Source organism: Pseudomonas inefficax, from assembly GCF_032164165.1.
In the GTDB taxonomy this organism is placed as follows: Bacteria; Pseudomonadota; Gammaproteobacteria; order Pseudomonadales; family Pseudomonadaceae; genus Aquipseudomonas; species Aquipseudomonas inefficax.
This window is the reverse complement of record NZ_CP134401.1, coordinates 285,748-309,106: the sequence shown is the minus strand read 5'-3', so window position 1 is coordinate 309,106 and position 23,359 is coordinate 285,748. Positions and strand designations below refer to the sequence as shown.

General features: G+C 65.9%; 21 protein-coding genes. 10 read left to right on the top strand and 11 right to left on the bottom strand.

Annotated elements, in window-relative coordinates; all coding sequences use genetic code 11:
• Positions 1 to 83 precede the first annotated feature (83 nt).
• From RIN61_RS01365 to RIN61_RS01345, 5 genes are read left to right on the top strand one after another with little or no spacing between them, the layout of a single operon-like run.
• A complete protein-coding gene (locus RIN61_RS01365; RefSeq protein ID WP_313855378.1) occupies positions 84 to 3,551 on the top strand; it encodes a response regulator in 3,468 nt (1,155 codons plus the stop codon).
• The gene (locus RIN61_RS01360; RefSeq protein WP_003259474.1) at positions 3,548 to 4,369 is read left to right on the top strand and encodes a CheR family methyltransferase; all 822 of its coding nucleotides are present in this window, start codon (positions 3,548 to 3,550) and stop codon (positions 4,367 to 4,369) included. The genes RIN61_RS01365 and RIN61_RS01360 overlap by 4 nt, the downstream gene beginning before the upstream one ends.
• On the top strand, positions 4,366 to 4,941 hold the full coding sequence (locus RIN61_RS01355) for a chemotaxis protein CheB (RefSeq protein WP_112252718.1): 576 nt from the start codon (positions 4,366 to 4,368) through the stop codon (positions 4,939 to 4,941). Before RIN61_RS01360 ends, RIN61_RS01355 begins: the two co-directional genes overlap by 4 nt.
• Entirely contained in the window at positions 4,935 to 6,161 is a 1,227-nt protein-coding gene (locus RIN61_RS01350) for a hybrid sensor histidine kinase/response regulator (RefSeq protein WP_207879855.1), read from the top strand. Before RIN61_RS01355 ends, RIN61_RS01350 begins: the two co-directional genes overlap by 7 nt.
• A gap of 44 nt (positions 6,162 to 6,205) precedes the next feature.
• Positions 6,206 to 6,583: a response regulator gene (locus RIN61_RS01345; protein WP_112252716.1), complete on the top strand. Its 378-nt coding sequence runs from the start codon at positions 6,206 to 6,208 to the stop codon at positions 6,581 to 6,583.
• Between the two features lie 110 nt (positions 6,584 to 6,693).
• Here RIN61_RS01345 and RIN61_RS01340 read toward each other — a convergent pair whose 3' ends face one another.
• The 3 genes from RIN61_RS01340 to RIN61_RS01330 are packed head-to-tail and all read right to left on the bottom strand — an operon-like array spanning position 6,694 to position 9,334.
• On the bottom strand, positions 6,694 to 7,275 hold the full coding sequence (locus RIN61_RS01340) for a TetR/AcrR family transcriptional regulator (RefSeq protein WP_207879857.1): 582 nt from the start codon (positions 7,273 to 7,275) through the stop codon (positions 6,694 to 6,696).
• Between the two features lie 12 nt (positions 7,276 to 7,287).
• Entirely contained in the window at positions 7,288 to 8,136 is an 849-nt protein-coding gene (locus RIN61_RS01335; RefSeq protein ID WP_112252715.1) for a 3-hydroxybutyryl-CoA dehydrogenase, read from the bottom strand.
• 13 nt (positions 8,137 to 8,149) lie between these two features.
• A complete protein-coding gene (locus tag RIN61_RS01330; protein WP_112252714.1) occupies positions 8,150 to 9,334 on the bottom strand; it encodes an acetyl-CoA C-acyltransferase family protein in 1,185 nt (394 codons plus the stop codon).
• A gap of 168 nt (positions 9,335 to 9,502) precedes the next feature.
• On the opposite strand from RIN61_RS01330, the gene RIN61_RS01325 reads away from it, so the two are divergent.
• Positions 9,503 to 10,513 (top strand): AraC family transcriptional regulator, encoded by a 1,011-nt coding sequence (locus tag RIN61_RS01325; protein ID WP_215520664.1) that lies wholly within the window; start codon positions 9,503 to 9,505, stop codon positions 10,511 to 10,513.
• A 130-nt stretch (positions 10,514 to 10,643) separates the two neighbouring features.
• Here RIN61_RS01325 and RIN61_RS01320 read toward each other — a convergent pair whose 3' ends face one another.
• Positions 10,644 to 11,081, bottom strand: coding sequence for a carboxymuconolactone decarboxylase family protein (locus RIN61_RS01320; RefSeq protein WP_112252712.1), 438 nt, complete (start codon positions 11,079 to 11,081; stop codon positions 10,644 to 10,646).
• A gap of 198 nt (positions 11,082 to 11,279) precedes the next feature.
• On the opposite strand from RIN61_RS01320, the gene RIN61_RS01315 reads away from it, so the two are divergent.
• Positions 11,280 to 11,738: a nucleoside deaminase gene (locus tag RIN61_RS01315; RefSeq protein ID WP_112252711.1), complete on the top strand. Its 459-nt coding sequence runs from the start codon at positions 11,280 to 11,282 to the stop codon at positions 11,736 to 11,738.
• Positions 11,735 to 12,931 carry a cyanate transporter gene (locus tag RIN61_RS01310; protein WP_112252710.1) on the top strand — a complete coding sequence of 399 codons (1,197 nt, stop codon included), beginning with the start codon at positions 11,735 to 11,737 and terminating at the stop codon, positions 12,929 to 12,931. The genes RIN61_RS01315 and RIN61_RS01310 overlap by 4 nt, the downstream gene beginning before the upstream one ends.
• On the opposite strand, the gene pdxR is transcribed toward RIN61_RS01310, so the two are convergent.
• A complete protein-coding gene (gene pdxR / locus RIN61_RS01305; protein ID WP_112252709.1) occupies positions 12,924 to 14,357 on the bottom strand; it encodes a MocR-like pyridoxine biosynthesis transcription factor PdxR in 1,434 nt (477 codons plus the stop codon). The genes RIN61_RS01310 and pdxR overlap by 8 nt on opposite strands.
• Before the next feature lie 185 nt (positions 14,358 to 14,542).
• Complete coding sequence (locus RIN61_RS01300; protein ID WP_112252707.1) at positions 14,543 to 14,881, bottom strand: hypothetical protein; 339 nt, start codon at positions 14,879 to 14,881, stop codon at positions 14,543 to 14,545.
• Between the two features lie 195 nt (positions 14,882 to 15,076).
• On the opposite strand from RIN61_RS01300, the gene RIN61_RS01295 reads away from it, so the two are divergent.
• The gene (locus RIN61_RS01295; protein ID WP_313855367.1) at positions 15,077 to 15,658 is read left to right on the top strand and encodes a flavin reductase family protein; all 582 of its coding nucleotides are present in this window, start codon (positions 15,077 to 15,079) and stop codon (positions 15,656 to 15,658) included.
• 128 nt (positions 15,659 to 15,786) lie between these two features.
• On the opposite strand, the gene RIN61_RS01290 is transcribed toward RIN61_RS01295, so the two are convergent.
• The 5 genes from RIN61_RS01290 to glcD all read right to left on the bottom strand — a co-directional run bounded on the left by RIN61_RS01290 (position 15,787) and on the right by glcD (position 22,353).
• The gene (locus RIN61_RS01290; RefSeq protein WP_215521233.1) at positions 15,787 to 17,958 is read right to left on the bottom strand and encodes a malate synthase G; all 2,172 of its coding nucleotides are present in this window, start codon (positions 17,956 to 17,958) and stop codon (positions 15,787 to 15,789) included.
• A 207-nt stretch (positions 17,959 to 18,165) separates the two neighbouring features.
• Positions 18,166 to 18,564: a heme-binding protein gene (locus tag RIN61_RS01285; RefSeq protein WP_112252704.1), complete on the bottom strand. Its 399-nt coding sequence runs from the start codon at positions 18,562 to 18,564 to the stop codon at positions 18,166 to 18,168.
• On the bottom strand, positions 18,557 to 19,792 hold the full coding sequence (glcF, locus tag RIN61_RS01280; RefSeq protein WP_112252703.1) for a glycolate oxidase subunit GlcF: 1,236 nt from the start codon (positions 19,790 to 19,792) through the stop codon (positions 18,557 to 18,559). Before glcF ends, RIN61_RS01285 begins: the two co-directional genes overlap by 8 nt.
• Before the next feature lie 9 nt (positions 19,793 to 19,801).
• Positions 19,802 to 20,854, bottom strand: coding sequence for a glycolate oxidase subunit GlcE (gene glcE, locus RIN61_RS01275; RefSeq protein WP_112252702.1), 1,053 nt, complete (start codon positions 20,852 to 20,854; stop codon positions 19,802 to 19,804).
• Complete coding sequence (gene glcD / locus RIN61_RS01270; RefSeq protein ID WP_112252701.1) at positions 20,854 to 22,353, bottom strand: glycolate oxidase subunit GlcD; 1,500 nt, start codon at positions 22,351 to 22,353, stop codon at positions 20,854 to 20,856. The genes glcE and glcD overlap by 1 nt, the downstream gene beginning before the upstream one ends.
• Positions 22,354 to 22,548: 195 nt before the next feature.
• Between glcD and glcC the strand changes: the two genes are divergently transcribed.
• Positions 22,549 to 23,313, top strand: coding sequence for a transcriptional regulator GlcC (gene glcC, locus RIN61_RS01265; protein WP_112252700.1), 765 nt, complete (start codon positions 22,549 to 22,551; stop codon positions 23,311 to 23,313).
• The last annotated feature ends 46 nt before the right edge of the window (positions 23,314 to 23,359 follow it).

The following is a 23,359-nucleotide window of genomic DNA, read 5'->3' as shown; positions in this document are numbered from 1 at the left end:
TAACAGGACGGCGCAGTGGCAGATAATGACAAAGACTGATCCGCCACACTTTTCAATGGACTTTTTAGCTCGGGCGTTTTCACATGATTCAAGCAGCCTCGATGGACCAGCGAAGCTTCCGCAAGCTGTTGAGCCGCAACGTTGGCCTGCCACTGGGGGTAGGCCTGCTGGGGGCCGTGGCCTTCGTCGCGGTGATCAACTACCTGCTTTCCGCCTTGCAATGGGTCGAGCACACCGACCGGGTGATCGGCAATGCCAACGAAACGGTCAAACTGTCGATCGACATGGAAACCGGCATGCGCGGCTTCCTGATCACCGGCGACGAGCGTTTCCTCGACCCTTACGAGGTGGCCAAACCGCGCATTATCGACAGCCTGCAGAGCCTGCGCGGCATGGTTGGCGACAATCCGCAACAGGTCGAACGTATCGACCGCCTGATCGCCTTGCAGCAGGCCTGGAATGCCTTTGGCAGCCAGATGATCGAGCTGCGCCGCAACGAGGGTGATTACCGCGCCCTGGTCGGCAACGGCCGCGGCAAGCGCCTGACCGACGAGATCCGCAAGGAGTTCGACAACCTGATCAGCAGCGAACAACAGTTGCGCATGACGCGCAACGAGAGGGTCAACAGTGTGACCGTCACGGTCATGTCGGCCTTCGTGCTGTTCATTGTTGGCCTCAGCGCTTTGCTGGCCTACCTCGGGCGGCGCGACCTGGTGGCGCTGTCGACTACCTATGATGAAAATTTCCAGGCCCAGCAGCGCGCGGCCGAGGTCCTCGAGCACCAGGCCTGGCTGCGCAACGGCCAGACCCAGCTGGCCGAACAGGTGCTGGGGCAGCTGACCCTGCCCATGCTCGGTGACAATATCCTGCGCTTCTTCGGCGCTTACCTGGGCAGCGTGGTGGGCGCGGTGTATGTGCGTGACGAGCACGGCCGCCTGGTGCGCGTGGCCAGCTATGGCCTGGATGCCGAGGAGCAGGCTCGCCAGCAGGTGCTGGGCGACCACGAGGGCCTGTTGGCCCAGGCCGTGCGCGAAGGGCGGCTGCTGCGCCTGGACGACTTGCCGGAAGGCTACTTCCACTTCAGTTCTGGCCTGGGCCGCGGCCAGCCGCGCAGTGCCTTGCTGATGCCAGCCCGCGACGACGGGCAGATAAACGGCATCGTCGAGCTGGGCTTCCTGCGGCCGTTGCAGCAGCGTGACGAGGAACTGTTGCTGCAGGTCGGTGGCAACCTCGGCATTTCCATCGAAAGCGCCCGCTACCGGCAGCGCCTGCAGGAAGTGCTGGCCGAGACCCAGCAACTGAACGAAGAGCTGCAAGTGCAGCAGGAAGAGCTGAAAACCGCCAACGAAGAGCTCGAAGAACAATCCCGCGTGCTCAAGGAGTCCCAGGCCCACCTGGAAACCCAGCAGGCGGAACTGGAGCAGACCAACGAGCAGCTGTCCGAGCGCACCGAAGCGCTGGACCGCAAGAACGACGAGCTGCTGCATGCCCAGGACGAACTGCAGGCGCGCGCCGATGAGCTGCAGCGTTCGAGCAAGTACAAGTCCGAATTCCTCGCCAACATGTCCCACGAGCTACGCACGCCGCTGAACAGTTCGCTGATCCTGGCCAAGCTGCTGGCGGAGAACGGCGAGGGCAACCTCAGCGACGAGCAGGTCAAGTTCGCCGAATCCATCTACTCGGCCGGCAACGACCTGCTCAACCTGATCAACGACATTCTCGACATCGCCAAGGTAGAAGCCGGCAAGCTCGAAGTGCGCCCCGAAAACACCCAGGTGGAACGCCTGGTCGAAGGCCTGCGCGGCATGTTCGAGCCGCTGGCCGGGCACAAGGGCCTGGCCTTCGAGGTGACCACCGAGGCGCAGGTGCCGGCCACGCTGTTCACCGACCGCCAGCGCCTGGAGCAGATTCTCAAGAACCTGCTGTCCAACGCCATCAAGTTCACCGAGCGCGGCCAGGTCAGCCTGAACATCGGCTACCAGCCCGACCACGGCATCGTCTTTGCCGTGCGCGATACCGGTATCGGCATTGCTGTCGACCAGCAGGAGGCGATCTTCGGCGCCTTCCACCAGGTCGATGGCACCAGCAACCGCCGCTATGGCGGCACCGGCCTGGGGCTGTCCATTTCCCGCGACCTGGCGCACCTGCTGGGCGGACAGATCAGCGTCGACAGCAGCCCCGGCCAGGGCAGCGTATTCAGCCTGATCCTGCCGGAGCGCTATGAGCGCGTGGGGCAGGACATCGAACCGCTCAGCCTGCGCCCGGCCGTCGATACCTTGCCACCCGCGCCGCAGGTGCCGGTGGCCGCAGCGCCGAAACGGCCGCAGCCGGCGTTTGCCGACGACCGCGAGCAAGCGCCGTTCGGCAACCGCTGCATCCTGGTGATCGAGGACGAACCGAACTTCGCCCGCATCCTCTTCGACCTGGCTCACGAACTGGGTTACAGCTGCCTGGTGGCGCAGGGCGCCGACGAAGGCTTCGAGCTGGCCGTCCAGTACATCCCCGATGCGATCCTGCTGGACATGCGCCTGCCTGACCATTCCGGCCTGACCGTGCTGCAGCGCCTGAAGGAACAGGCCAATACCCGGCACATCCCGGTGCACATCATTTCCGTGGAAGACCGGGTCGAGGCGGCCATGCACATGGGCGCCGTCGGCTACGCGGTCAAGCCCACCAGCCGCGAAGAACTCAAGGAAGTGTTCGCCCGCCTGGAAGCCAAGTTGACTCAGAAGCTCAAGCACATCCTGCTGGTGGAGGACGACGACCTGCAGCGCGAAAGCATCGCCCGCCTGATCGGTGACGACGATGTCGAGATCACCGCCGTGGCCATGGCCCAGGATGCCCTGGCGTTACTGCGCGAGAATATCTACGACTGCATGATCATCGACCTCAAGCTGCCGGACATGCTCGGCAACGAGCTGCTCAAGCGCATGACTGCCGAAGACATCCGGGCTTTCCCGCCGGTGATCGTGTATACCGGGCGCAACCTGACCCGCGAAGAAGAAGCCGACCTGCTCAAGTACTCGCGCTCGATCATCATCAAGGGCGCCCGCTCGCCGGAGCGCTTGCTCGACGAAGTGACGCTGTTCCTGCACAAGGTCGAGTCGCAGCTGTCCAACGAACGCCAGCGCATGCTCAAGACCGCGCGCAGCCGCGACAAGGTATTCGAAGGCCGCAAGGTGTTGCTGGTGGACGACGATGTACGCAACATCTTCGCCCTGACCAGCGCGCTGGAGCACAAGGGCGCGATCGTCGAAATCGGCCGCAATGGGCGCGAGGCCATCGAGCGCCTGGAGCAGCATGACGACATCGACCTGGTGCTGATGGACGTGATGATGCCGGAAATGGACGGCTTCGAGGCCACCCGGCTGATCCGCCAGCAAGCCCGCTGGCGCAAGCTGCCGATCATCGCCGTGACCGCCAAGGCGATGAAGGATGACCAGCAGCGTTGCCTGCAGGCCGGCGCCAACGACTACCTGGCCAAACCGATCGACCTGGACCGCTTGTTCTCGCTGATCCGAGTGTGGCTGCCGCAACTGGAGCGAATTTGACTAGCGAACGTAACACCGATATCGAAATCCGCCTGCTGATCGAGGCCATCTACCTCAAGTACAGCTACGATTTCCGCAATTATTCCGGAGCGTCGATCAAGCGCCGGATCCTGCATGCGCTGCGTCAGTTCGACTGCCTCACGGTGTCGGCGCTGCAGGAGCGCGTGCTGCACGACCCTGGCATGTTCATGCAGTTGCTGCAGTACCTGACGATCCCGGTCAGCGAGATGTTCCGCGACCCGGGGCACTACCTGGCGCTGCGCAACGAAGTGGTGCCGCTGCTGCGTACCTGGCCGTCGATCAAGGTGTGGATTGCCGGCTGCAGCACGGGCGAGGAGGTGTATTCGATGGCCATCCTGCTGCGCGAGGAGGGCCTGCTGGAGCGCACCATCATCTACGCCACCGACATCAACCCGCATTCGCTGGACAAGGCCAAGCAGGGCATCTACTCGATGCAGAGCATGCGCGAATACGCCGAAAACTATCGCATTGCCGGTGGCCGGCGGGACTTTGCCGAGTACTACACGGCGGCCTACGGCAACGCCATCATGGACAGCACCTTGCGTGACAACGTGACCTTCGCCGACCACAGCCTGGCCACCGACAGCGTGTTTTCCGAAACCCAGCTGGTGTCGTGCCGCAACGTGCTCATCTACTTCAACAAGGAACTGCAGGACCGTGCCCTGGGCCTGTTTCACGAATCCCTTTGCCACCGCGGCTTCCTGGTGCTGGGCAGCAAGGAGTCGGTGGACTTTTCCGCTTACAGCGAGCGCTTCGAGCCGCTGGTCAAGCCCGAACGGATCTACCGAAAGTCATGAAAGGCGTGCACGCGGTGGTGATCGGCGCCTCGGCGGGCGGCGTGACAGCGCTGTTCAGCGTGCTGGGCGCGTTGCCGGCCGGCCTCGGCATTCCGGTGATATGCGTGCTGCACCTGCCGGATGACCGCCACAGCCAGCTGGCCGAGGTGCTGCAGCGCCGCCTGCGGCGGCCAGTGTGCGAGGCCCGTGACAAGCAGCCGCTGCGCGCCGGGCAGATCTACGTGGCCGGGCCGGGTTATCACTTGTCGGTGGAGCGTGACCTGACCCTGTCGTTGAGCCAGGAGCCGCCGGTGCACTTTTCCCGGCCGGCGATTGACTACCTGTTCATGTCGGCCGCCGATGCCTATGGTGCCGGCCTGTTGGGCATGCTGCTCACCGGGGCCAATGAGGATGGCGCCGAAGGCCTGGCCTATATCAAGCACAATGGGGGCCGGACCGTGGTCCAGGACCCTCGCGACGCACAGGTGGCGCTGATGCCGGAGGCCGCCCTGGCCCTGCACCAGCCCGACCATATTCTTTCTCTGAGTGGCATCGAGCAATTGCTCGCGGCCCTGGAACACAGCGCATGCTAAGCCACACCATCGCCAAACTGCTGATCGTCGACGACCTGCCAGAAAACCTGCTGGCCCTCGACGCACTGATCCAGGGCCAAGACCGCGAGGTGCATCAGGCCCAGTCGGCCGAGGCAGCGTTGTCGCTGTTGCTCGAGCACGAGTTCGCCCTGGCCATCCTCGATGTGCAGATGCCGGGCATGAACGGTTTCGAACTGGCCGAGCTGATGCGCGGCACGGAAAAGACCCGCAACATCCCCATCGTGTTCGTCACTGCCGCCGGACGCGAGATGAACTACGCGTTCAAGGGTTATGAAAGCGGCGCGGTGGACTTTCTGCACAAGCCGCTCGACACCTTGGCGGTGAAGAGCAAGGTGTCGGTGTTCGTCGACCTGTACCGCCAGCGCAAAGTGCTCGACCGCCAGTTGCAGGCCCTGGAGCGCAGCCGCCAGGAGCAGGAACAGCTACTGGCCCAGCTGCAAGCGGCGCGCAGTGAACTGGAGCATGCCGTGCGCATGCGCGACGACTTCATGTCGATCGTGTCCCACGAAGTGCGCACTCCGCTCAATGGCCTGATCCTGGAAACCCAGCTGCGCAAGCTGCACCTGGCACGCGGCAACCTTGCCGCCTTCAGCGGCGACAAGCTGCAGGCCATGGTCGAGCGCGACGAGCGGCAGATCAACAGCCTGATCCGCCTGGTCGAAGACATGCTCGATGTATCGCGCATCCGCACCGGCAAACTGTCGCTGCGGCCCAAGGCGTTCGACCTTGGCCTGCTGGTACGTGGCCTGGTGGAGAACTTTGCCGCCCAGGCCAGTGCACTGGACACCCAGATCGAGTTGCAACGCTGCGAGCCGCTGCAGGGCGAGTGGGACGAGTTTCGCATCGAGCAAGTGCTGGCCAACCTGTTGTCCAATGCCTTGCGTTATGGGGAGCGCAAACCGGTGCAGGTGCGGGTGTTCGAGCAGGACGGCCTGGCCTGCGTGCAGGTGCAGGACCATGGCATCGGTATCTGCGCGGCCAACCAGCAGCGCATCTTCCAGCAATTCGAGCGGGTCGCCACCCAGCAGGCCAGTGGTGGGTTGGGCCTGGGGCTGTACATATCGGAGCAGATCGTCCAGGCCCATGGCGGGCGCATATTGGTGGAAAGTGAAGAGGGCAAAGGCGCCACCTTTACCTTGCAATTGCCACTGGCAACCTGCGAACAACAAAACGACCAGGCGCGGGCAACCTCTGCATGAACCTGGGGTCTGATGGCCAGCTGTAAATATTTCAAGGCGTTGACATGAGTGAAGATGCACAAGATGTAGTGCTGGTGGTCGAGGACGAACCGGCGATTCGCATGATCCTTCGTGATTACCTGGCAGGCGAGGGCTACCACGTGCTGGTGGCCGAGGATGGCGAGCAGGCGTTCGCGATCCTGGCAAGCAAGCCGCACCTCGACCTGATGGTCACTGACTTCCGCTTGCCGGGCGGGATTTCCGGGGTGGACATTGCCGAGCCGGCGGTGAAGTTGCGGCCGGACCTGAAGGTGATCTTCATCAGCGGCTACCCGGCGGAGATCCTCGAGTCCGGCAGCCCGATCACCCGCCGGGCGCCGATCCTGGCCAAGCCGTTCGATCTGGATACCTTGCACGAGCAGATCCAGGCACTTCTGCGCTAGCCTGCACCGGCCCTTTCGCGGGTAAACCCGCTCCCACAAGAGCTGTGCAAACCTTGAGACTTGCACTGTTCCTGTGGGAGCGGGTTTACCCGCGAAAGGGCCGGAACAGGCTAGCGCAGGGTCCGCTCCAGCCCACCCACCAGCATGCTTTCCATCAACCCCAGCCCTTGTTCCTCGGGCAAGGCCTTCAGCAACCCCGGCAACTGGTTCAGCAGCGTCGCTACCACATGCGCCGTGGCCACCAGGGCTTCCCCCTGCAACTTCGCCTGCGGTGCGATCAACCTCAGCAACCCCGCCTCATAGCGCTTGCGCAACAAGGCCAGGCGCGCCTGCTGGTCGTCGTTCAGGCAACAGAAGTCACGCTCCGCCAGGCGAAACTGCATGGGCCGCTCGGCATGCAGCTGCCAGTGCGCGGCAATCAGGCAGCTCAACGCCGACGCGCCGCGAGCCATGGCTCGGCGCCCCTGGTCCAGGGTGGCCTGCAACTCCTCGTACAACTCTTCGATCAGGTCGTACAGCAAGTCCTGCTTGCTGGGAAAGTGGTGGTACAGCGAGCCCGCGGTAAGCCCCACATGGGCCGCCAGCTCGCGCATGCTGACCTGACCGAAGCCCTTTTCGGCAAACAGCGCCATGGCCCGGTCACGTCGCTCTTCAAAGTTGGCACAGCGCATCGCGGCATTGACCGGGGGCATGGCATTCGCTCCTCAGTAGGTGAAGAAACCGCGGCCGCTCTTGCGCCCCAGCCAACCGGCCGCGACCATTTCCTTGAGCAGCGGGGCAGGGCGGTACTTGCTGTCGTTGAAGCCTTCATGGAAGGCCTCCATGATCGCCAGCAGGGTGTCCAGGCCGATCAGGTCGGCCAGGGCCAGCGGGCCGATCGGCTGGTTGCAGCCCAGGCGCATGCCGGTGTCGATGTCCTCGGCACTGGCCAGGCCTTCCTGGCGCACGAAGATCGCTTCGTTGATCATCGGCACCAGGATGCGATTGACCACGAAGCCCGGGCGGTTGCCGGCGGTGATCGGGGTCTTGCCGACCTTTTCGGTCACCAGCAGCGCCTGGGCGTAGGTGCTGTCGCTGGTCTGCAGGCCACGGATGATCTCGACCAGCGCCATCATCGGCACCGGGTTGAAGAAGTGCACGCCAATGAAACGCTCGGGGTGCTCGATGCTGGCCGCCAGCTGAGTGACCGACAGTGACGAGGTGTTGGTGGCGATCAGGCAGTCGGCGGCGACGTTGGCGGCTACCTGCTGCAGGATGCGCTGCTTGAGCTGCAGGTTTTCGGTCGCGGCCTCGATCACCAGCTGCGCGCCGCTGAGCTGGGTGTAGTCGGTGCTGGTGCGGATACGCGTTTTCGCGGCCGCAGCCTTGTCCGCATCGAGGGTGCCTTTGCTGACCTGGCGCTCGAGGTTCTTGCTCAAGGTGGCCACGCCGCGCTCCAGCGCCGCGTCGGAAACGTCCACCAGCAGCACCTGGTAGCCGGCCACCGCGCATACCTGGGCAATGCCGTTGCCCATGGTGCCGGCGCCGATCACGGCAATCTGTTCAATGCTCATGTGTCAGGTTTCCTCAGACGCGCTCGAAGACTACGGCGATGCCTTGGCCGCCGCCGATGCACATGGTGGCCAGGGCGTAGCGGCCCTGGATGCGCTGCAGCTCATGGATGGCCTTGGTGGCGATGATCGCGCCGGTGGCGCCCACCGGGTGACCCAGGGAAATGCCCGAGCCGTTGGGGTTGACCTTTTCCGGGTCGAAGCCCAGTTCGCGGGCCACTGCGCAGGCCTGGGCGGCGAACGCTTCGTTGGACTCGATCACATCCAGGTCCTGCACCTTCAGGCCGGTCTTCTCCAGCACCTTGCGGGTGGCCGGGATCGGGCCCAGGCCCATCAGTCCAGGCTCGACGCCGGCGTGGGCATAGCCCACCAGGCGTGCCAGCGGCTTCAGGCCCAGGCGGCGCACCGCATCACCACTGGCCAGTACCAGGCCGCCAGCGCCGTCATTGATGCCACTGGCGTTGCCGGCGGTAACGGTGCCGTCTTTCTTGAACACCGCCTTCATCCCTGCCAGCTGTTCGGCGGTCACCTCGCCACGTACATGCTCGTCAGTGCTGAACTGCACGCTGCCCTTGCGGGTTTTCAGTTCCAGCGGAACGATCTGGCTGGCGAAGCGGCCTTCGGCAATGGCGCGGGCAGCGCGGCGCTGGCTGGTCAGGGCCAGTTCGTCCTGCATTTCGCGAGTAATGCCGTGCTTGGCCGCAACATTCTCGGCAGTGATGCCCATATGGAAATGTTCGAACGGGTCCTGCAGCACACCGACGGTGTAGTCGATGCCTTGCAGGTCACCCATGCGGGCGCCCCACCGGGCCTGCGGCAGCAGGTACGGGCCACGGCTCATGGATTCGGCGCCCGCCGCCACGGCTACATCTGTGTCGCCCAGCAGCAGGCATTGGGCCGCCGAGACAATGGCCTGCAGGCCCGAGCCGCACAGGCGGTTGACGTTGAATGCCGGGGTTTCCTTGGGAATGCCGGCGTTCATTGCCGCTACGCGGGCCAGGTAGGCGTCACGCGGTTCGGTGGGGATCACCGTGCCCATCACCAAGTGGCCGATTTGCTCGGCGGCCACGCCCGAGCGCTCAATGGCGGCACGGGTGATGGCGCTGGCCAGGTCGGCCAGCGGCAGGTCCTTGAGGGAACCGCCAAAGCCACCAATGGCTGAACGGACGGCACTGACGACGTAGATTTCTGCGCTGCTCATAGGGGCTCCGATTGCGAAGGCATGGCGGGACCGGGCCAGGCTCTGCGAGAATGGCCGGCGATCCCGGAGTGGGACCGAGTCTAGGCAAAGGCACTGTTGCAGCCTATGCCGGAACTGTTCAGACAACCTGGCACTTTTTGCCACTCAGCATAGACAGCGAAAACCGCCATGCGCGATAGCGATTCGGTCGCCGTGTACTTCCTCAATGCCATGCTCCACGCCCTGCGCGACTGCCCCGCCGAACGCGATGCGCAGCTGCGTGCGGTGGGCATCGACCCGCAACTGCTCCAGCAGCCCCAGGCCCGTGTGCCGGCCAAGGCCTTCGCCCAGCTGTGGCTGGCGCTGATCCAGCGCCTGGACGACGAGTTCTTCCGCCTCGACAGCCACGGCATGCCGCTGGGCAGTTTCGCGCTGATCTGCCGGGGCCTGATCCTGGAGCCGAACCTGGAGAAGGCCTTGCGCCAGTGCATGGGCGGTTTTGGCTTGTTCCTGCGCGATTTGCGCGGCAGCCTGACGGTGCGTGGCGGGCGGGCGCTGATCAGCGTGCAGTCGAGCATCGCCGACCCGCTGACCCGGGTGTATGCCGAGGAAACCTACCTGGTGCTGATGATCGGCATGCTGTGCTGGCTGGCCGGGCGGCGGATTGCCATCGACCGCACCGAGCTGGCGGTATCGCGCCCGGCCCAGGAGGACGACCTGCTGCTGTGGGGGCCGGACCTGCGCCTGGGCAGCGGGCGCACCGAGGTGGAGTTCGACAGCGCCTACCTGCGCCTGCCGGTGGTGCAGGACCTGGCGGCCCTGAAGGTCTTCCTGCGCAGCGCGCCGCAGGGGCTGGTGATTCGCTTTCGCAACCAGAACGGGCTGGTGGCCGAGGTGTACCGACACCTGCGGGCGCGGCGCTATGGGCAGTGGCCGACGCTGGCGGCGTTGGCGCAGCAGCAGGGGGTCAGTGCCAGTACTTTCCGTCGGCAGCTGGAGCGGGAGGGGCGTTCTTACCAGCAGATCAAGGATGAGGTGCGCCGGGCAATGGCCTTCGAGCGGCTGCGCGAAGGTGAGCTGAGCATTGCCGAGATTGCCGAGCAGACGGGGTTTCAGGAGCCCAGTGCGTTTCACCGGGCGTTCAAGAAGTGGACCGGGCAGAGCCCCGGCAGCTACCGGGCGCGGTTGGCCGGGCGTTGAGCTGTTGCCTGTACCGGCCTCTTCGCGGGTAAACCCGCTCCCACAGGGGACTCACAGAATCTGAAAAATGTGCTGTACCTGTGGGAGCGGGTTTACCCGCGAAGAGGCCGGGACTGGCAACCAGGAATAATCAGGCCGGCACCATGGCAAACCCGACCCCAAAGCGGTTCCAGGCATTGATGGTGGCAATTGCAAGGGTCAGGTTGGCCACCTCGGCCGGCTCGAAGTGTGCCTGCAAGGCTTCATATTCCCCCTGCGGCGCACCGTGCTCGGGCAGCCGAGTCAGGCTTTCCACCCAGGCTAGCGCAGCACGCTCGCGCGGGGTGAAGTAGGCGGTGTCCTGCCAGACGCACAGTGTCTGCAGGCGTGCCTCGGTCTCACCGGCCTTGCGCGCATCGTTGGCGTGCAGGTTGACGCAATAGGCGCAGCCGTTGATCTGCGAAGCTCGCAGGCGCACCAGTTCCAGCAGGGAATTCTCCAGGCCGCTCTTGGCCAGGGCCTGCTCCAGGCCGACCATGGCTTTGTAGGCCTCGGGGGCGTGCTTGGCCCATTCGATACGGTTGTGCATGGCTGTCTCCAAAGGGTGTGGGGTGGGGATGGCGCTACTGTAGCGCCGCCCGTTGGCCTGCCCGATAGCCAATCGCGCGCATAAGCGGGAGGCCAATCGACCATTCTGGAGGCCACTGACAGGCATCCAATCTCTTCATTTCTGCCAGGCCGCCCAAGGCCGGATAATGACCAGGTCTTGCAACAGGAGAACCGATTCATGTCCGAAGAACGCTACATGCGCGAAGCGCTCGACCTGGCCCGCGCCAACATCAAGGCCGGTGGCCGGCCCTTCGGCGCTGTGCTGGTGTACCAGGGGCAGGTGCTGGCGCGTGCGGTCAACGAGATTCACAGCACCCAGGACCCCACCGCCCACGCCGAGATGCAGGCCATCCGCAAGGCCAGCCACGCCCTGGGCCAGGCGCGCCTGGATGGCGCCGAGATCTACGCCACCGGCCACCCGTGCCCGATGTGCCTGGCGGCCATGCACCTGTGCGGCATCGAGCGGGCCTGGTTTGCCTACGACAACGCCGAGGGCGAACCCTACGGCTTGTCCACTGCGGCGGTATATGCACAGATGGCTCGCCCGCCTCAGCAGCAGAGCCTGCCGTTGCGCGCCTTGAAGCCCAGCGGCGAGGCCGGTCTGTACCTTGAATGGAAACAGGCCAACGCACAATGAGAGCGGCATTGAACCTGTTGCTGGTCATGCTGCTGGCACTGAACCTGCGGCCGATACTGACCAGCATCGGCCCGTTGCTCGAACCCATGCGCGCCAGCACTGGCCTGGGTTACCAGCAGGCGGCGTTGCTGACGGCGTTGCCGGTGCTGTGCATGGGCCTGGTGCCCTTGCTGCAACCCTGGTTGCGGCGCTGGATCAGTGAGCATGGCGGCATGCTCGCTGGCCTGTCAGCCATTGCCCTGGCTTGCCTGTGGCGCCTGCAACTGGACAGCGCCTGGGCGCTGATTGCCAGTGCGGTGGTCGCCGGCCTGGGGGTGGCGGTAGTGCAGGGCATGATGCCGGGGCTGGTCAACCGCTGGTTCCCCGGCCGCCTGGCGGGGGCGATGGGCCTGTATTCGGCAGCGCTGATGAGCGGCGGCGGCCTGGCCGCCGTGCTCGGGCCACACATCAGTGGCTACTTCGGCCACTGGCAGGTCGGCCTGGGCCTGTGGGCGATCCCGGCAGTGCTGGCGGTGCTGGCCTGGGCCGTGCTGCGGCCACGCCAGGAGGCGCCGAAGCTGGCCGGTGCCACCGGCGGGCACTGGTTCGGTACGCGCAGGGCTTGGTTGCTGGCGCTGTACTTCGGCTTGATCAATGGAGGTTACACCAGCATGGTGGCCTGGTTGCCGGCCTATCACATCGAGCATGGCGGCAGCGCCCAGGGCGGCGCCGACCTGGTTGGCCTGATGACCATCTTCCAGGTGGCCGGCGCACTGGGCTTGCCGCTATTGCTGCGGCGCTGGGCAGACCGGCGCCCGGGCCTGTGGCTGGCCCTGGCGATCCAGCTGGCGGGTTTCCTCGGCCTGCTGCTGGCACCCACGCTGGCCGCAGGGCTGTGGGTGGCGATGATCGGTTTCGGCCTGGGTGCCTGCTTCAGCCAGAGCCTGACGCTGACCCTGGAGCACCTGAAAACGCCTGCCGAGGCTGGCAGCCTGGCGGCGTTCGTACAGGGCATCGGCTTCATCATCACCGGCATCGTGCCGTACATTACTGGCTGGTTGCGCGATGCGAGCGGTGATTTCCAGGCCTCCTGGACGCTGCTGACCGTGACCGTGGTGGCGATGCTGGTGGTTACCGCGTGCTTCAACCCACGCGGTTATGCTGCGGCGATTGCCCGCCCGGTAACGGCGGGCAAGGCCGCGCCGGTCAACTGAGGCGCTGCAGGGTGTCGCGCACCCGGTCCAGCGCCGGGTCGATGTCCAGCAGCTCGATGGCGCCGAAGCCCAGCAACAGCCCAGGGCGCACTGGCGCTTCGCTGAAGAACGGCGCCAGCGAGTACAGGCCGACCTCCACCTTGCGTGCGAGGTTGGCCAGCAGCTCGACATCGACCCCAGGTTTGGCCAGGGCGCTGAGGTGGAAGCCGGCGCTGGCGGGGATGGCGCTGAACCACGGTGCCAGGTCGCCACCCAATCGCGCGAGGATGCGTTCGCGACGGGCGCTGTAGACCTCGTGGCAACGGCGGATGTGCTTGTTCAGGTGGCCTTCGCCGAGAAAGCGCGCCAGTGCCCACTGCAACAGGGTCGGGCTGTGCCAGTCGCTGAGGTGCTTGGCCACGCAGGCGGCCTTCAGCACGGCGGGCGGCAGTATGGCGTAGCCCAGGCGCAGCTCGGGCAGCAAGGTCTTGGAAAAGGTCCCCACATAGGCCACCAGGCCATGGCGGTCGAGGCGCTGCAACGCGTCTGCGGCTGGCCCGTGGTAGCGGAACTCGCAGTCGTAGTCGTCTTCGATGATCAAAGCACCCAGCTCGGCGGCCCGTGCCAGCAGGGCGTGCCGGCGTGGCTCGCTCATCGGCATGCCCAGCGGGAACTGGTGCGAGGGCGTCACGTAGATCAGCCGGGTGCCGTCGGCGATCTGTTCCACGCACAGCCCTTCATCGTCTACCGGTACCGATTGCAGTCGCGCGCCCAGGGCCAGGAACAGTTGCCGAGCCGGCGGGTAGCCGGGGTCTTCCATGGCCACCTGGCAACCTGGCTCGACCAGTACCCGGGCGATCAGGTCCAGAGCCTGCTGGGCACCGTTGCACACCAGCAGGTCGGCGGCGCTGCAGTGCACGCCGCGGGCGTAGGCGATGTGATGGGCGATGGCCTCGCGCAGCTCTGGCAGGCCCTGGGCCGGGAACTGCCGCTCGGGGTGGCGCTGGCTGCAGCGCAGGGCATGGTTCAGGCAACTGCGCCACTGGTCGAACGGGAACTGCGCCTTGCTCGAGGCCCCGCCGATGAAGTCGTAACGCGAGGGAGCCTCCAGCTGGCGTTGGCTCAGCACGGTGGCGCGCTGCTGCCAGCGCTCGAGCGACGCGGCACCGGCCAGGGGAGTGGTGGTCGATTCGCTGCTGCGCAGCGGCTGGCGCGGGGTGATGAAGGTGCCCCGGCCGACCACGCCGCTCAGCAGGTTGTCGTAGGTCAGCCGGGAATAGGCCTCGGCGACGGTCTTGCGCGACACGCCCAACTGCTCTGCCAGCAGGCGGCTGGGCGGCAGTTGGGTGCCGGCGGCCAGGTGGCCGCTGTCGATACCGGCGCGCAGTTGCTGGTAAAGCTGGTCGGCCAGGCCTTTGCGGCCTTCCAGGCGAATGTGCAGTTCCATGGAGCGGTCCGGAGCGGGGAAGTGCTCAGGATAGCGGATTGGCTTTGTAGGAGCGGCCTTGTGTCGCGAAAGGGCTGCGTAGCAGCCCCGGCGATATCTGCGTTCAGGCTGAATTCCCGGGGCTGCTGCGCAGCCCTTTCGCGACACAAGGCCGCTCCTACAAGAGCTAGACCGCAAGCTGATGCTCAGATCCGGGCAGTACTCACCGTGATGTAGCCCTTGTCCGCCAGCGCGATACGTATCACCGTCTCGTCCGCCGGCGCCTTGCGGTTGCGCTTGATGCGCACGCCTTCCACTGCAGCCGCTTTCATATGCTCGCTAATGGCTCGCCCTTTCGGGTCGAAGAACACCTCGCTGGCCAGCAACTCGATACGCTCGATCAGTTGCCGGGAGCGTTCATCGGTGGCGCAGAAGAACATCACCCCCGACAAGTGGGGGTCTTGTTCCGGGTTGCTGATGTCATGGGCCAGCAGTTCGCGCAGGGTACTGCGCAATTCGGCGGTGGGGCGGGAGTACAGGTGCATGCGGAGCCTCCTCTGGATCGCGACCTTGCGTCATCCAGTGCCGATCATGTTTTCAGTAGGCAGGGGCAACAAGTAGGACGCATCCGAGCGGTGCGTAGGGCTTTTCTGAAGATACCGGAATGACACCCAAGCTGGCGGGAGGACGGCGCCTGCGGCACAATCTGCCGCCCGCTATCCGCCTTGCCGAGGATTGTCATGAACAGCCATTTCCAAGCCGTCGACCTGCAAAAGGCCTATCGCCTGCTGAACCACGGGCCGACGGTGCTGGTGTCGGCCAGCCACAAAGGGGTGGACAATGTGATGGCAGCTGCCTGGGCCTGTGCGCTGGATTTCGACCCACCCAAGGTGACCATGGTGCTCGACAAGACCGCCCGCACCCGGCAGTTGGTGGAGGGCAGTGGCTGGTTCGTGATCCAGGTGCCAACCGCGGCGCAGGCGCAGCTGACCCATCAGGTGGGTACCCGCAGCCTGTTCGACCAGCCCGACAAGCTCGCCAACATTGGTGTGCAGCTGGCGCGGGTCGAGGGGCATGCAGCGCCATTGGTGGAGGGCTGCTCGGCCTGGTTGATGTGCCGGGTGATCGACGAGCCGCACAATCAGAACACTTACGACCTGTTCATTGGCGAGGTGGTAGCGGCCTGGGCCGATGACCGGGTGTTCCGTGATGGCCACTGGGCCTACGAGCATGCCGACCCGCAGTGGCGCAGCCTGCACTATGTGGCGGGCGGGCATTTTTATGCGATAGGCGAGCCGGTGGTGGTCGATCCGCAAAGTTGATTACACCTGCCCCGGCCTCATCGCCGGCAAGCCGGCTCCCACAGGTATCACACCAGGCCTGAAGCCTGTGCAGTACGAATGGGATCTGGCTTGCCGGCGATCGGGCCGCATAGCGGCCCCTGTCGGCATCAGCGGCCGACTTCCTGCTTGAAGCGCAAACGCCAGCCATGCAGCAACGGTTCGGTGTAGCCACTGGGCTGCTGACGCCCCTTGAACACCAGCTCCCGCGCCGCGCGGAAAGCATGCGATGCCTCGAAACCGGCGGCCATCGGCCGGTACGCCGGGTCCCCGGCATTCTGCTGGTCGACCACGCGGGCCATGCGCTGCAAGGTCGCCTCGACCTGGTCGGCATCGACCACACCGTGGTGCAGCCAGTTGGCAATGTGCTGCGCCGAAATCCGCAGGGTCGCGCGGTCTTCCATCAGGCCCACGTCATGGATATCCGGCACCTTGGAACAGCCGACCCCTTGCTCGACCCAGCGCACCACGTAACCGAGGATACCCTGGCAGTTGTTGTCCAGTTCGGCCTGGATGTCGGCTGCGCTCCAGGCCCGCTCGGGGCTGACCGGGACACTGAGCAGGCCATGCAGCAACTCGGCGCGCTGGGCATTCAGGTCTATCTGTTCCAGCGTTTGCTGCACGGCCGCCACATCCACCTGGTGGTAGTGCAGCGCATGCAGCGTCGCGGCGGTGGGCGAGGGCACCCAGGCCGTGTTGGCACCGGCCCTGGGCTGGGCGATTTTCTGTTCGAGCATGGCCGCCATCAGGTCGGGCATGGCCCACATGCCCTTGCCGATCTGCGCCCTGCCGCGCAGGCCACAGGCCAGCCCCACCAGTACGTTGCTGCGCTCGTAGGCCTGGATCCAGGCACTGCCTTTCATGTCGCCCTTGCGCAGCATGGCACCGGCTTGCATGGCTGTGTGCATCTCGTCGCCGGTGCGGTCGAGGAAGCCGGTGTTGATGAACACCACCCGTGACGCGGCGCTGGCGATGCAGGCCTTGAGGTTGACGCTGGTACGCCGTTCCTCGTCCATGATGCCCATCTTCAGCGTGTGTGCGGGCAGGCCCAACAGGGCTTCGACGCGGCCGAACAGCTGGTCGGCAAAGGCCACCTCGGCCGGCCCGTGCATCTTCGGCTTGACGATGTACAGGCTGCCCTCGCGGGAGTTGCCACGGCGCTTGAGGTCATGCAGGCCGATCAGGCTGGTGACCACAGCATCGAGGATGCCTTCCGGGATTTCCCGGCCATCGCGGTCGTGGATGGCCGGGTTGGTCATCAGGTGGCCGACGTTGCGGATGAACAGCAGCGAGCGGCCTGGCAGGGTCAGTGGTTGGCCGTCTGCGCCGTGGTAGTGACGGTCTTCGGCCAGGGTGCGGTCGAAGGTTTTGCCGCCCTTGCTGACCTGTTCGCTGAGGTTGCCTTTCATCAGGCCGAGCCAGTTGCGGTAGACGTTGACCTTGTCGTCGGCATCCACGGCGGCTACCGAGTCTTCGCAGTCGATGATGGTGGTGAGCGCAGCCTCCAGCAGGATGTCCTTGACCCCGGCCGGGTCCTGCTGGCCGATGGCGTTGGCCGGGTCGACCTGGATTTCGAAATGCAGCTGGTGATGCTGCAGCAGGATTGCTGTTGGCGTGTTCGGCTCACCCTGGTAACCACGCAGTTGCGCGGGGTGCCTGAGCCCTGCCTGGCGGCCGTCGGCCAGGGTTACCTGCAGCGTGCCCTGGTTGATCGCGTAGGCCTTGGCATCGTTGTGCGACGCACCGTCGAGCGGGGCAGCGGTGTCGAGAAACTGCCGGCCATACGCGATCACCCTGGCGCCGCGTCGCGGGTTGTAGCCCTGGCCACGTTCGGCGCCATCGGTCTCGGCGATGGCATCGGTGCCGTACAGGGCGTCGTACAGCGAGCCCCAGCGGGCGTTGGCGGCGTTGAGGGCGTAACGGGCATTGCTCAGTGGCACCACCAGTTGCGGGCCGGCCTGCACGGCGATCTCGCGGTCGACGTTGCGGGTGCTGACCTGCACGCTGGCCGGGGGCTCTACCAGGTAGCCGATGTGTTGCAGGAACTGCTGGTACGCGGCCATGTCACGGATCGGGCCGGGGTGCTGGCGGTGCCAGTTGTCCAGCTCCGCCTGCAGGCGCTCGCGTTCGGCGAGCAGGGCGCGGTTCTGCGGCGCGAGGTCGTGGACCAGCGCGCTGAAGCCTTGCCAGAAGGTGCGGGCTTCGATGCCGGTGCCGGGGAGGACTTCGTCTTCGATGAAACGCTGCAGGGTGGGGGCGATCTGGAGTGGATGGTTTGGCATTGTCTGTTCGCTCGATGTTCAGTCTTCTGGATAACTGTTGCTTTTGCCGGCCTCTTCGCGGGTGAACCCGCTCCCACAGGGCTTCTACAGGGCCTGAGACCTGCGCAGTACTGTGGGACCACCTGCTCCCACAGGGCTTTCACAAAGCCCGAGGCCTGTGCAGCACCTGTGGGAGCGGGTTTACCCGCGAAGAGGCCGGTACAGGATTCAGAGGGCAGCCGCCCCGGCCTTGGCCACCTGGGCATCCTGCTCGGACTTGACCCCGGACACGCCGATCGCCCCCACCACCTGCCCATCCACCCGCAGTGGCACGCCACCTTCAAGGCTGGTCAGCAGCGGCGCGGTGACGAAAGCGGTACGGCCACCATTGACCATTTCCTCGTAATCCCGCGTCTCCTTGCGCCCCAGCGCGGCGGTGCGGGCCTTTTCCATCGCGATGTAGGCACTGGCCGGCGCGCAGCCGTCCAGGCGCTCCAGGGCCAGCGGGTGGCCGCCGTCGTCGACCACGGCGATGGTCACGTTCCATTGTTGCGCCTGGGCTTGCTGGCGGGCGGCGGTCAGCACGCGGGCGACTTCGGCCTGGCCGATAACGGGCTTGCTATGCATGGTGGTTCTCCGGGTTCAAGGCTGCTTCGACGATTTCGATCCAGTGCCGCACCGGTGTGCGCCCGGCCCCGTCGAGGTGGGCCTGGCAGCCGATGTTGGCGGTGGCGATGACTTGCGGTTTGCCGCTTTCCAGGGCGTTGAGGCGGTTGTCGCGCAGTTGTAGCGACAGCTCAGGCTGGGTCAGCGAATAGGTGCCGGCCGAGCCGCAGCACAGGTGGCCGTCCGGCACCGGGGTCAAGGTAAAGCCCAGGCGTGTCAGCAACGCCTCCACCGCACCCCCCAGCTTCAGCGCGTGCTGCAGGGTGCATGGGCAATGGAAGGCCAGGCGCTGTTCGGCGCACAGGCCCAGTTGCTCGACCGGCTCGTCGCGCAGCACCTCCACCAGGTCGCGGGACAGGGCGCTGACCCGTGCGGCCTTGGCGGCGTAGCGCGGGTCCTTTTCCAGCAGATGGCCGTAGTCACGCACGAACGCGCCGCAGCCGCTGGCGGTTTGCACGATGGCCTCGGCGCCGGCTTCGATGGCAGGCCACCAGGCATCGATATTGCGCCGCGCCCGTTGCAGGCCTTGCTCCTGGGCATTGAGGTGGTAATCCACCGCGCCACAGCAGCCGGCCTGCTGAACCGGCACCACGCTGATGCCCAGGCGGTCCAGCAGGCGTGCGGCGGCGGCATTGGTGTTGGGCGACAGGGCCGGTTGCACGCAGCCTTCCAGCATCAACACCCGACGCGCATGGCGCGGTGCGGGGCGTTGGCCGGGGGCGGTGACCCGCGCCGGCAGCTTGCGCTTGAGCGTGGCCGGCAACAGCGGGCGCAGGGCCTGGCCGCTTCGGGTCAGGGCCTTGAACAGCGCGGGGCGTGGCACCACTGCTCGCAGGCCCTGGCGCAGCAGGCGCTGGCCGAGCGGCCGTGGCACCTGCTGTTCGACAAAGCCACGGCCGATGTCCAGCAGGTCATGGTACTTCACCCCGGAAGGGCAGGTGGTTTCACAGTTGCGGCAGGTCAGGCAGCGATCCAGGTGCAACTGGGTGCTGGCGGTGATCGGCGCGCCTTCGAGCATCTGCTTGATCAGGTAGATGCGTCCGCGTGGGCCGTCCAGTTCATCGCCCAGCAGCTGGTAGGTGGGGCATGTGGCAGTGCAGAAACCACAGTGCACGCAGGAGCGCAGGATGCTTTCGGCCTCGTCGGCGCGGGCCAGTTGCCGGGCGGTTTCGCTCAGGTTGGTTTGCATGGTCTGGCCTCACAGGTCCGGGTACAGGCGGCCAGGGTTGAATACCCCCTGGGGGTCGAGTTGCTGCTTGAGCGCACGGTGGTAGCGCATCAGCGCGGCGGACAGCGGTGGGCTGCTGGCAGCGCCAGGCGCATGGCAGGTGGCGTGGCCGCCGACCTTGGCGACCTGCTCGCGGATCTCCTGTGCCGGTGCCGTGGACTTGAGCCAGCGCTGCGCGCCACCCCAGTCGATCAGCTGCTGGCCGGGCAGCTCCAGCTCGCCGGTGGCGTTGGGCACCGACAAGCGCCACAGCGGCGCGGGGCCGGCAAAGAACGCCAGGCGCTGCTCGCGCAGGTCGCTCCAGAAGCGGCTGTCCAGCGCTTCGCCACCCAGGCGCTGGCGTGCCGACTGCACCGAGCCTTCGCCGCCTTCCAGGCGCAGGTACAGCGCATCGCCGTCATGGCAGGCCGCGCTGATCGGCAGCGGCTGCTGGCCCCATTCGGCCAGCTCCGCCAACGCCTGGTGGCGGCCCATCGGCAGGCGCAGGCTGAGACACTGGCGCGGGCGTGGCAGCACTTTCAGCGATACCTCGGTCAGCAACCCGAGGCAGCCGAAGCTGCCAGCCATCAGCCGCGACACGTCATAGCCGGCAACGTTCTTCATCACTTCGCCACCAAAGCGCAACAGTTTGCCGTGGCCGGTGATCACCCGCGTGCCCAGCACATAGTCGCGCACCGACCCGGCCCACGGCCGCCTTGGGCCCGACAGCCCCGCCGCGACCATGCCACCCAGCGTAGCGTCGGGGCCCAGGTGCGGTGGTTCGCAGGGCAGCATCTGGCCAGCTTCGTGCAGCGCCGCCTCGATCTCGCGCAGCGGCGTACCGGCGCGGGCAGTCAGCACCAGTTCGGTCGGGTCGTAGCTGACGATGCCACGGTGGCTGCGGGTGTCGAGCACCTCGCCGGCCACCGGGCAGCCGAGCATGGCCTTGCTGTTGCCGCCCTGGATACGCAGTGGCGTGGCCTGGTTCAGCGCCTGGTTTACCTGCTCCAGCAGGGCCTGGCTGATGTCGCGGTCCATGCTCATCAGAAACGCTCCAGTTCGGGGAAGGGCAATTGCCCATGGTGCACGTGCATGGCGCCGAATTCGGCGCAGCGGTGCAGGGTAGGGATGTTCTTGCCGGGGTTGAGCAGGCCCTGTGGGTCGAAGGCGGCCTTCACCGCATGAAACAGGGTGATTTCGTCGCTGTTGAACTGTGCGCACATCTGGTTGATCTTCTCGCGCCCCACGCCGTGCTCGCCGGTGATGCTGCCGCCCACGGCCACGCACAGTTCGAGGATCTTGCCGCCGATGGCTTCGGCACGTTCCAGCTCGCCTGGCAGGTTGGCATCGAACAGGATCAGCGGGTGCATGTTGCCGTCGCCGGCATGGAACACGTTGGCCACGCGCAGGCCGTATTCGTCGGACAGTTCGCTGATGCCCTTGAGCACCCGCGGCAGTTCGCGGCGCGGGATGGTGCCGTCCATGCAGTAGTAGTCTGGCGAGATGCGCCCCACCGCAGGGAAGGCGTTCTTGCGCCCAGCCCAGAAGCGCACGCGCTCGGCCTCGTCGCAGGCCAGCCGCACATCACGCGCACCGGCCTGGCCCAGCACGGCGGCGACCCGTTCGCAGTCGTCGTGTACATCGGCCTCGACGCCATCCAGCTCGCACAGCAGGATGGCCGCCGCGTCCACCGGGTAGCCGGCATGGATGAAGTCCTCGGCGGCGCGGATCGCCAGGTTGTCCATCATCTCCAGGCCGCCGGGGATGATCCCGGCAGCGATGATTTCGGCCACTGCCCGGCCGGCGTCCTCGACGCTGTCGAAGCTGGCCAGCAGCACCCGCGCCACCTGGGGCTTGGGCAGCAGCTTGACGGTGACTTCGGTGACGATGCCGAGCATGCCTTCGGAGCCGGTGAACAGTGCCAGCAGGTCGAAACCGGGGCTGTCCAAGGCATCGCTGCCGAGGGTCAGGCGTTCGCCCTCGACCGTGAGGATTTCCACCTTGAGCAGGTTGTGCACGGTCAGGCCGTACTTCAGGCAGTGCACGCCGCCGGCGTTCTCGGCGACATTGCCGCCGATGGAGCAGGCAATCTGCGAGGACGGGTCCGGCGCGTAGTACAGGCCGTGGGGCGCGGCCGCCTGGGAGATGGCCAGGTTGCGCACGCCGGGCTGCACACGGGCGAAGCGGCCTTGCGGGTTGACCTCGAGAATGCGATTGAAGCGCGCCATCACCAGCAGGATACCTTTGGCCAGTGGCAGGGCGCCGCCCGACAGGCCGGTACCGGCGCCGCGTGCCACCACCGGCACGCCACGCTGGTGGCAGAGCCTGAGCAGCGTCTGCACCTGCTCCAGGCGCTCGGGCAGCACCACCAGCAGCGGCACCGTGCGGTAGGCCGAGAGGCCGTCGCACTCATAAGGCTTGAGGTCTTCCTCGCGGTGCAGGATCTCGAGGTCCGGCAGGTCAGCGCGCAGCGCTTGCAGCAGGGCGCCCCGGTCCACATCGGGCAGCGCGCCATCGACACGTTCGTCGTACAGGATATTCATCGGCTCACTCGGCAACGGTATTTGTTGTTGTTGGCAAAGCGCTCACCCCTGCAGCCTGCGCGTGGTCGCGACCGGGGTCGAGTGGGGGGTTGACTGGTCCTACCAGTTTTTGCGGCGGGCACTGGTTATTGACGCCTTTGCCCGGCTAGATTGAGGCAGGTGGTTTAGGTGGTCCTACCAGCAGGAGGGTGCGAAGTGGGTACTGAAGGGAAGGCCAAGGTCGCCGATCAGGTGGCCGAACGGGTCGAGCGGCTGATCGTCGACGGCGTGCTCAAGGTGGGCCAGGCCCTGCCGTCGGAGCGACGCCTGGTGGAAAAGCTGGGCTGCTCGCGCTCGGCGCTGCGTGAGGGCCTGCGTATCCTGCGTGGGCGCGGCATCATCGACACCGAGCAGGGGCGGGGCTCGTTCGTGGCCGACCTGACGGGCCAGGCGGGCGCCACGCCGTTGATGCACCTGTTCAGCTCGCAGCCGCGCACGCTGTTCGACCTGCTGGAAGTGCGGGCGTTACTGGAGGCCGAATCGGCGCGTCTGGCGGCGTTGCGGGCCACCGAGGTCGACCGTTTGCTGATTCGTCGGCGCTATGAGGAAATGCTGGCTGCGCACGAAGCCCCTGAATTGGCAGATGCCCGTGAACATGCCCGTCGCGACCATGCCTTTCACCGGGCCATCAGCGAGGCGTCGCACAACCCGGTGCTGGTGCATACCCTGCAATCGCTCAGTGACCTGACCTTGAGCACGGTGTTCGCCTCGGTCAACAACCTCTACTGCCGGCCGGCGCAGAAGCGCCAGATCGACCGCCAGCATGCGCGGTTGTATCAGGCGGTGATGGAGCAGCTGCCCGAGCAGGCGCAGCGCGCGGCGCGCGAACATATCAACGGGATCCGCGACAGTTTGCGGGAGATAGAGCAGGAAGAGCAGCGGCTGGTAAGGGCTACCATGCGCATGGATGGCTGGGGTTGAGGTTTTATCTGTGCCGGCCCTTTCGCGGGTAAACCCGCTCCCACAG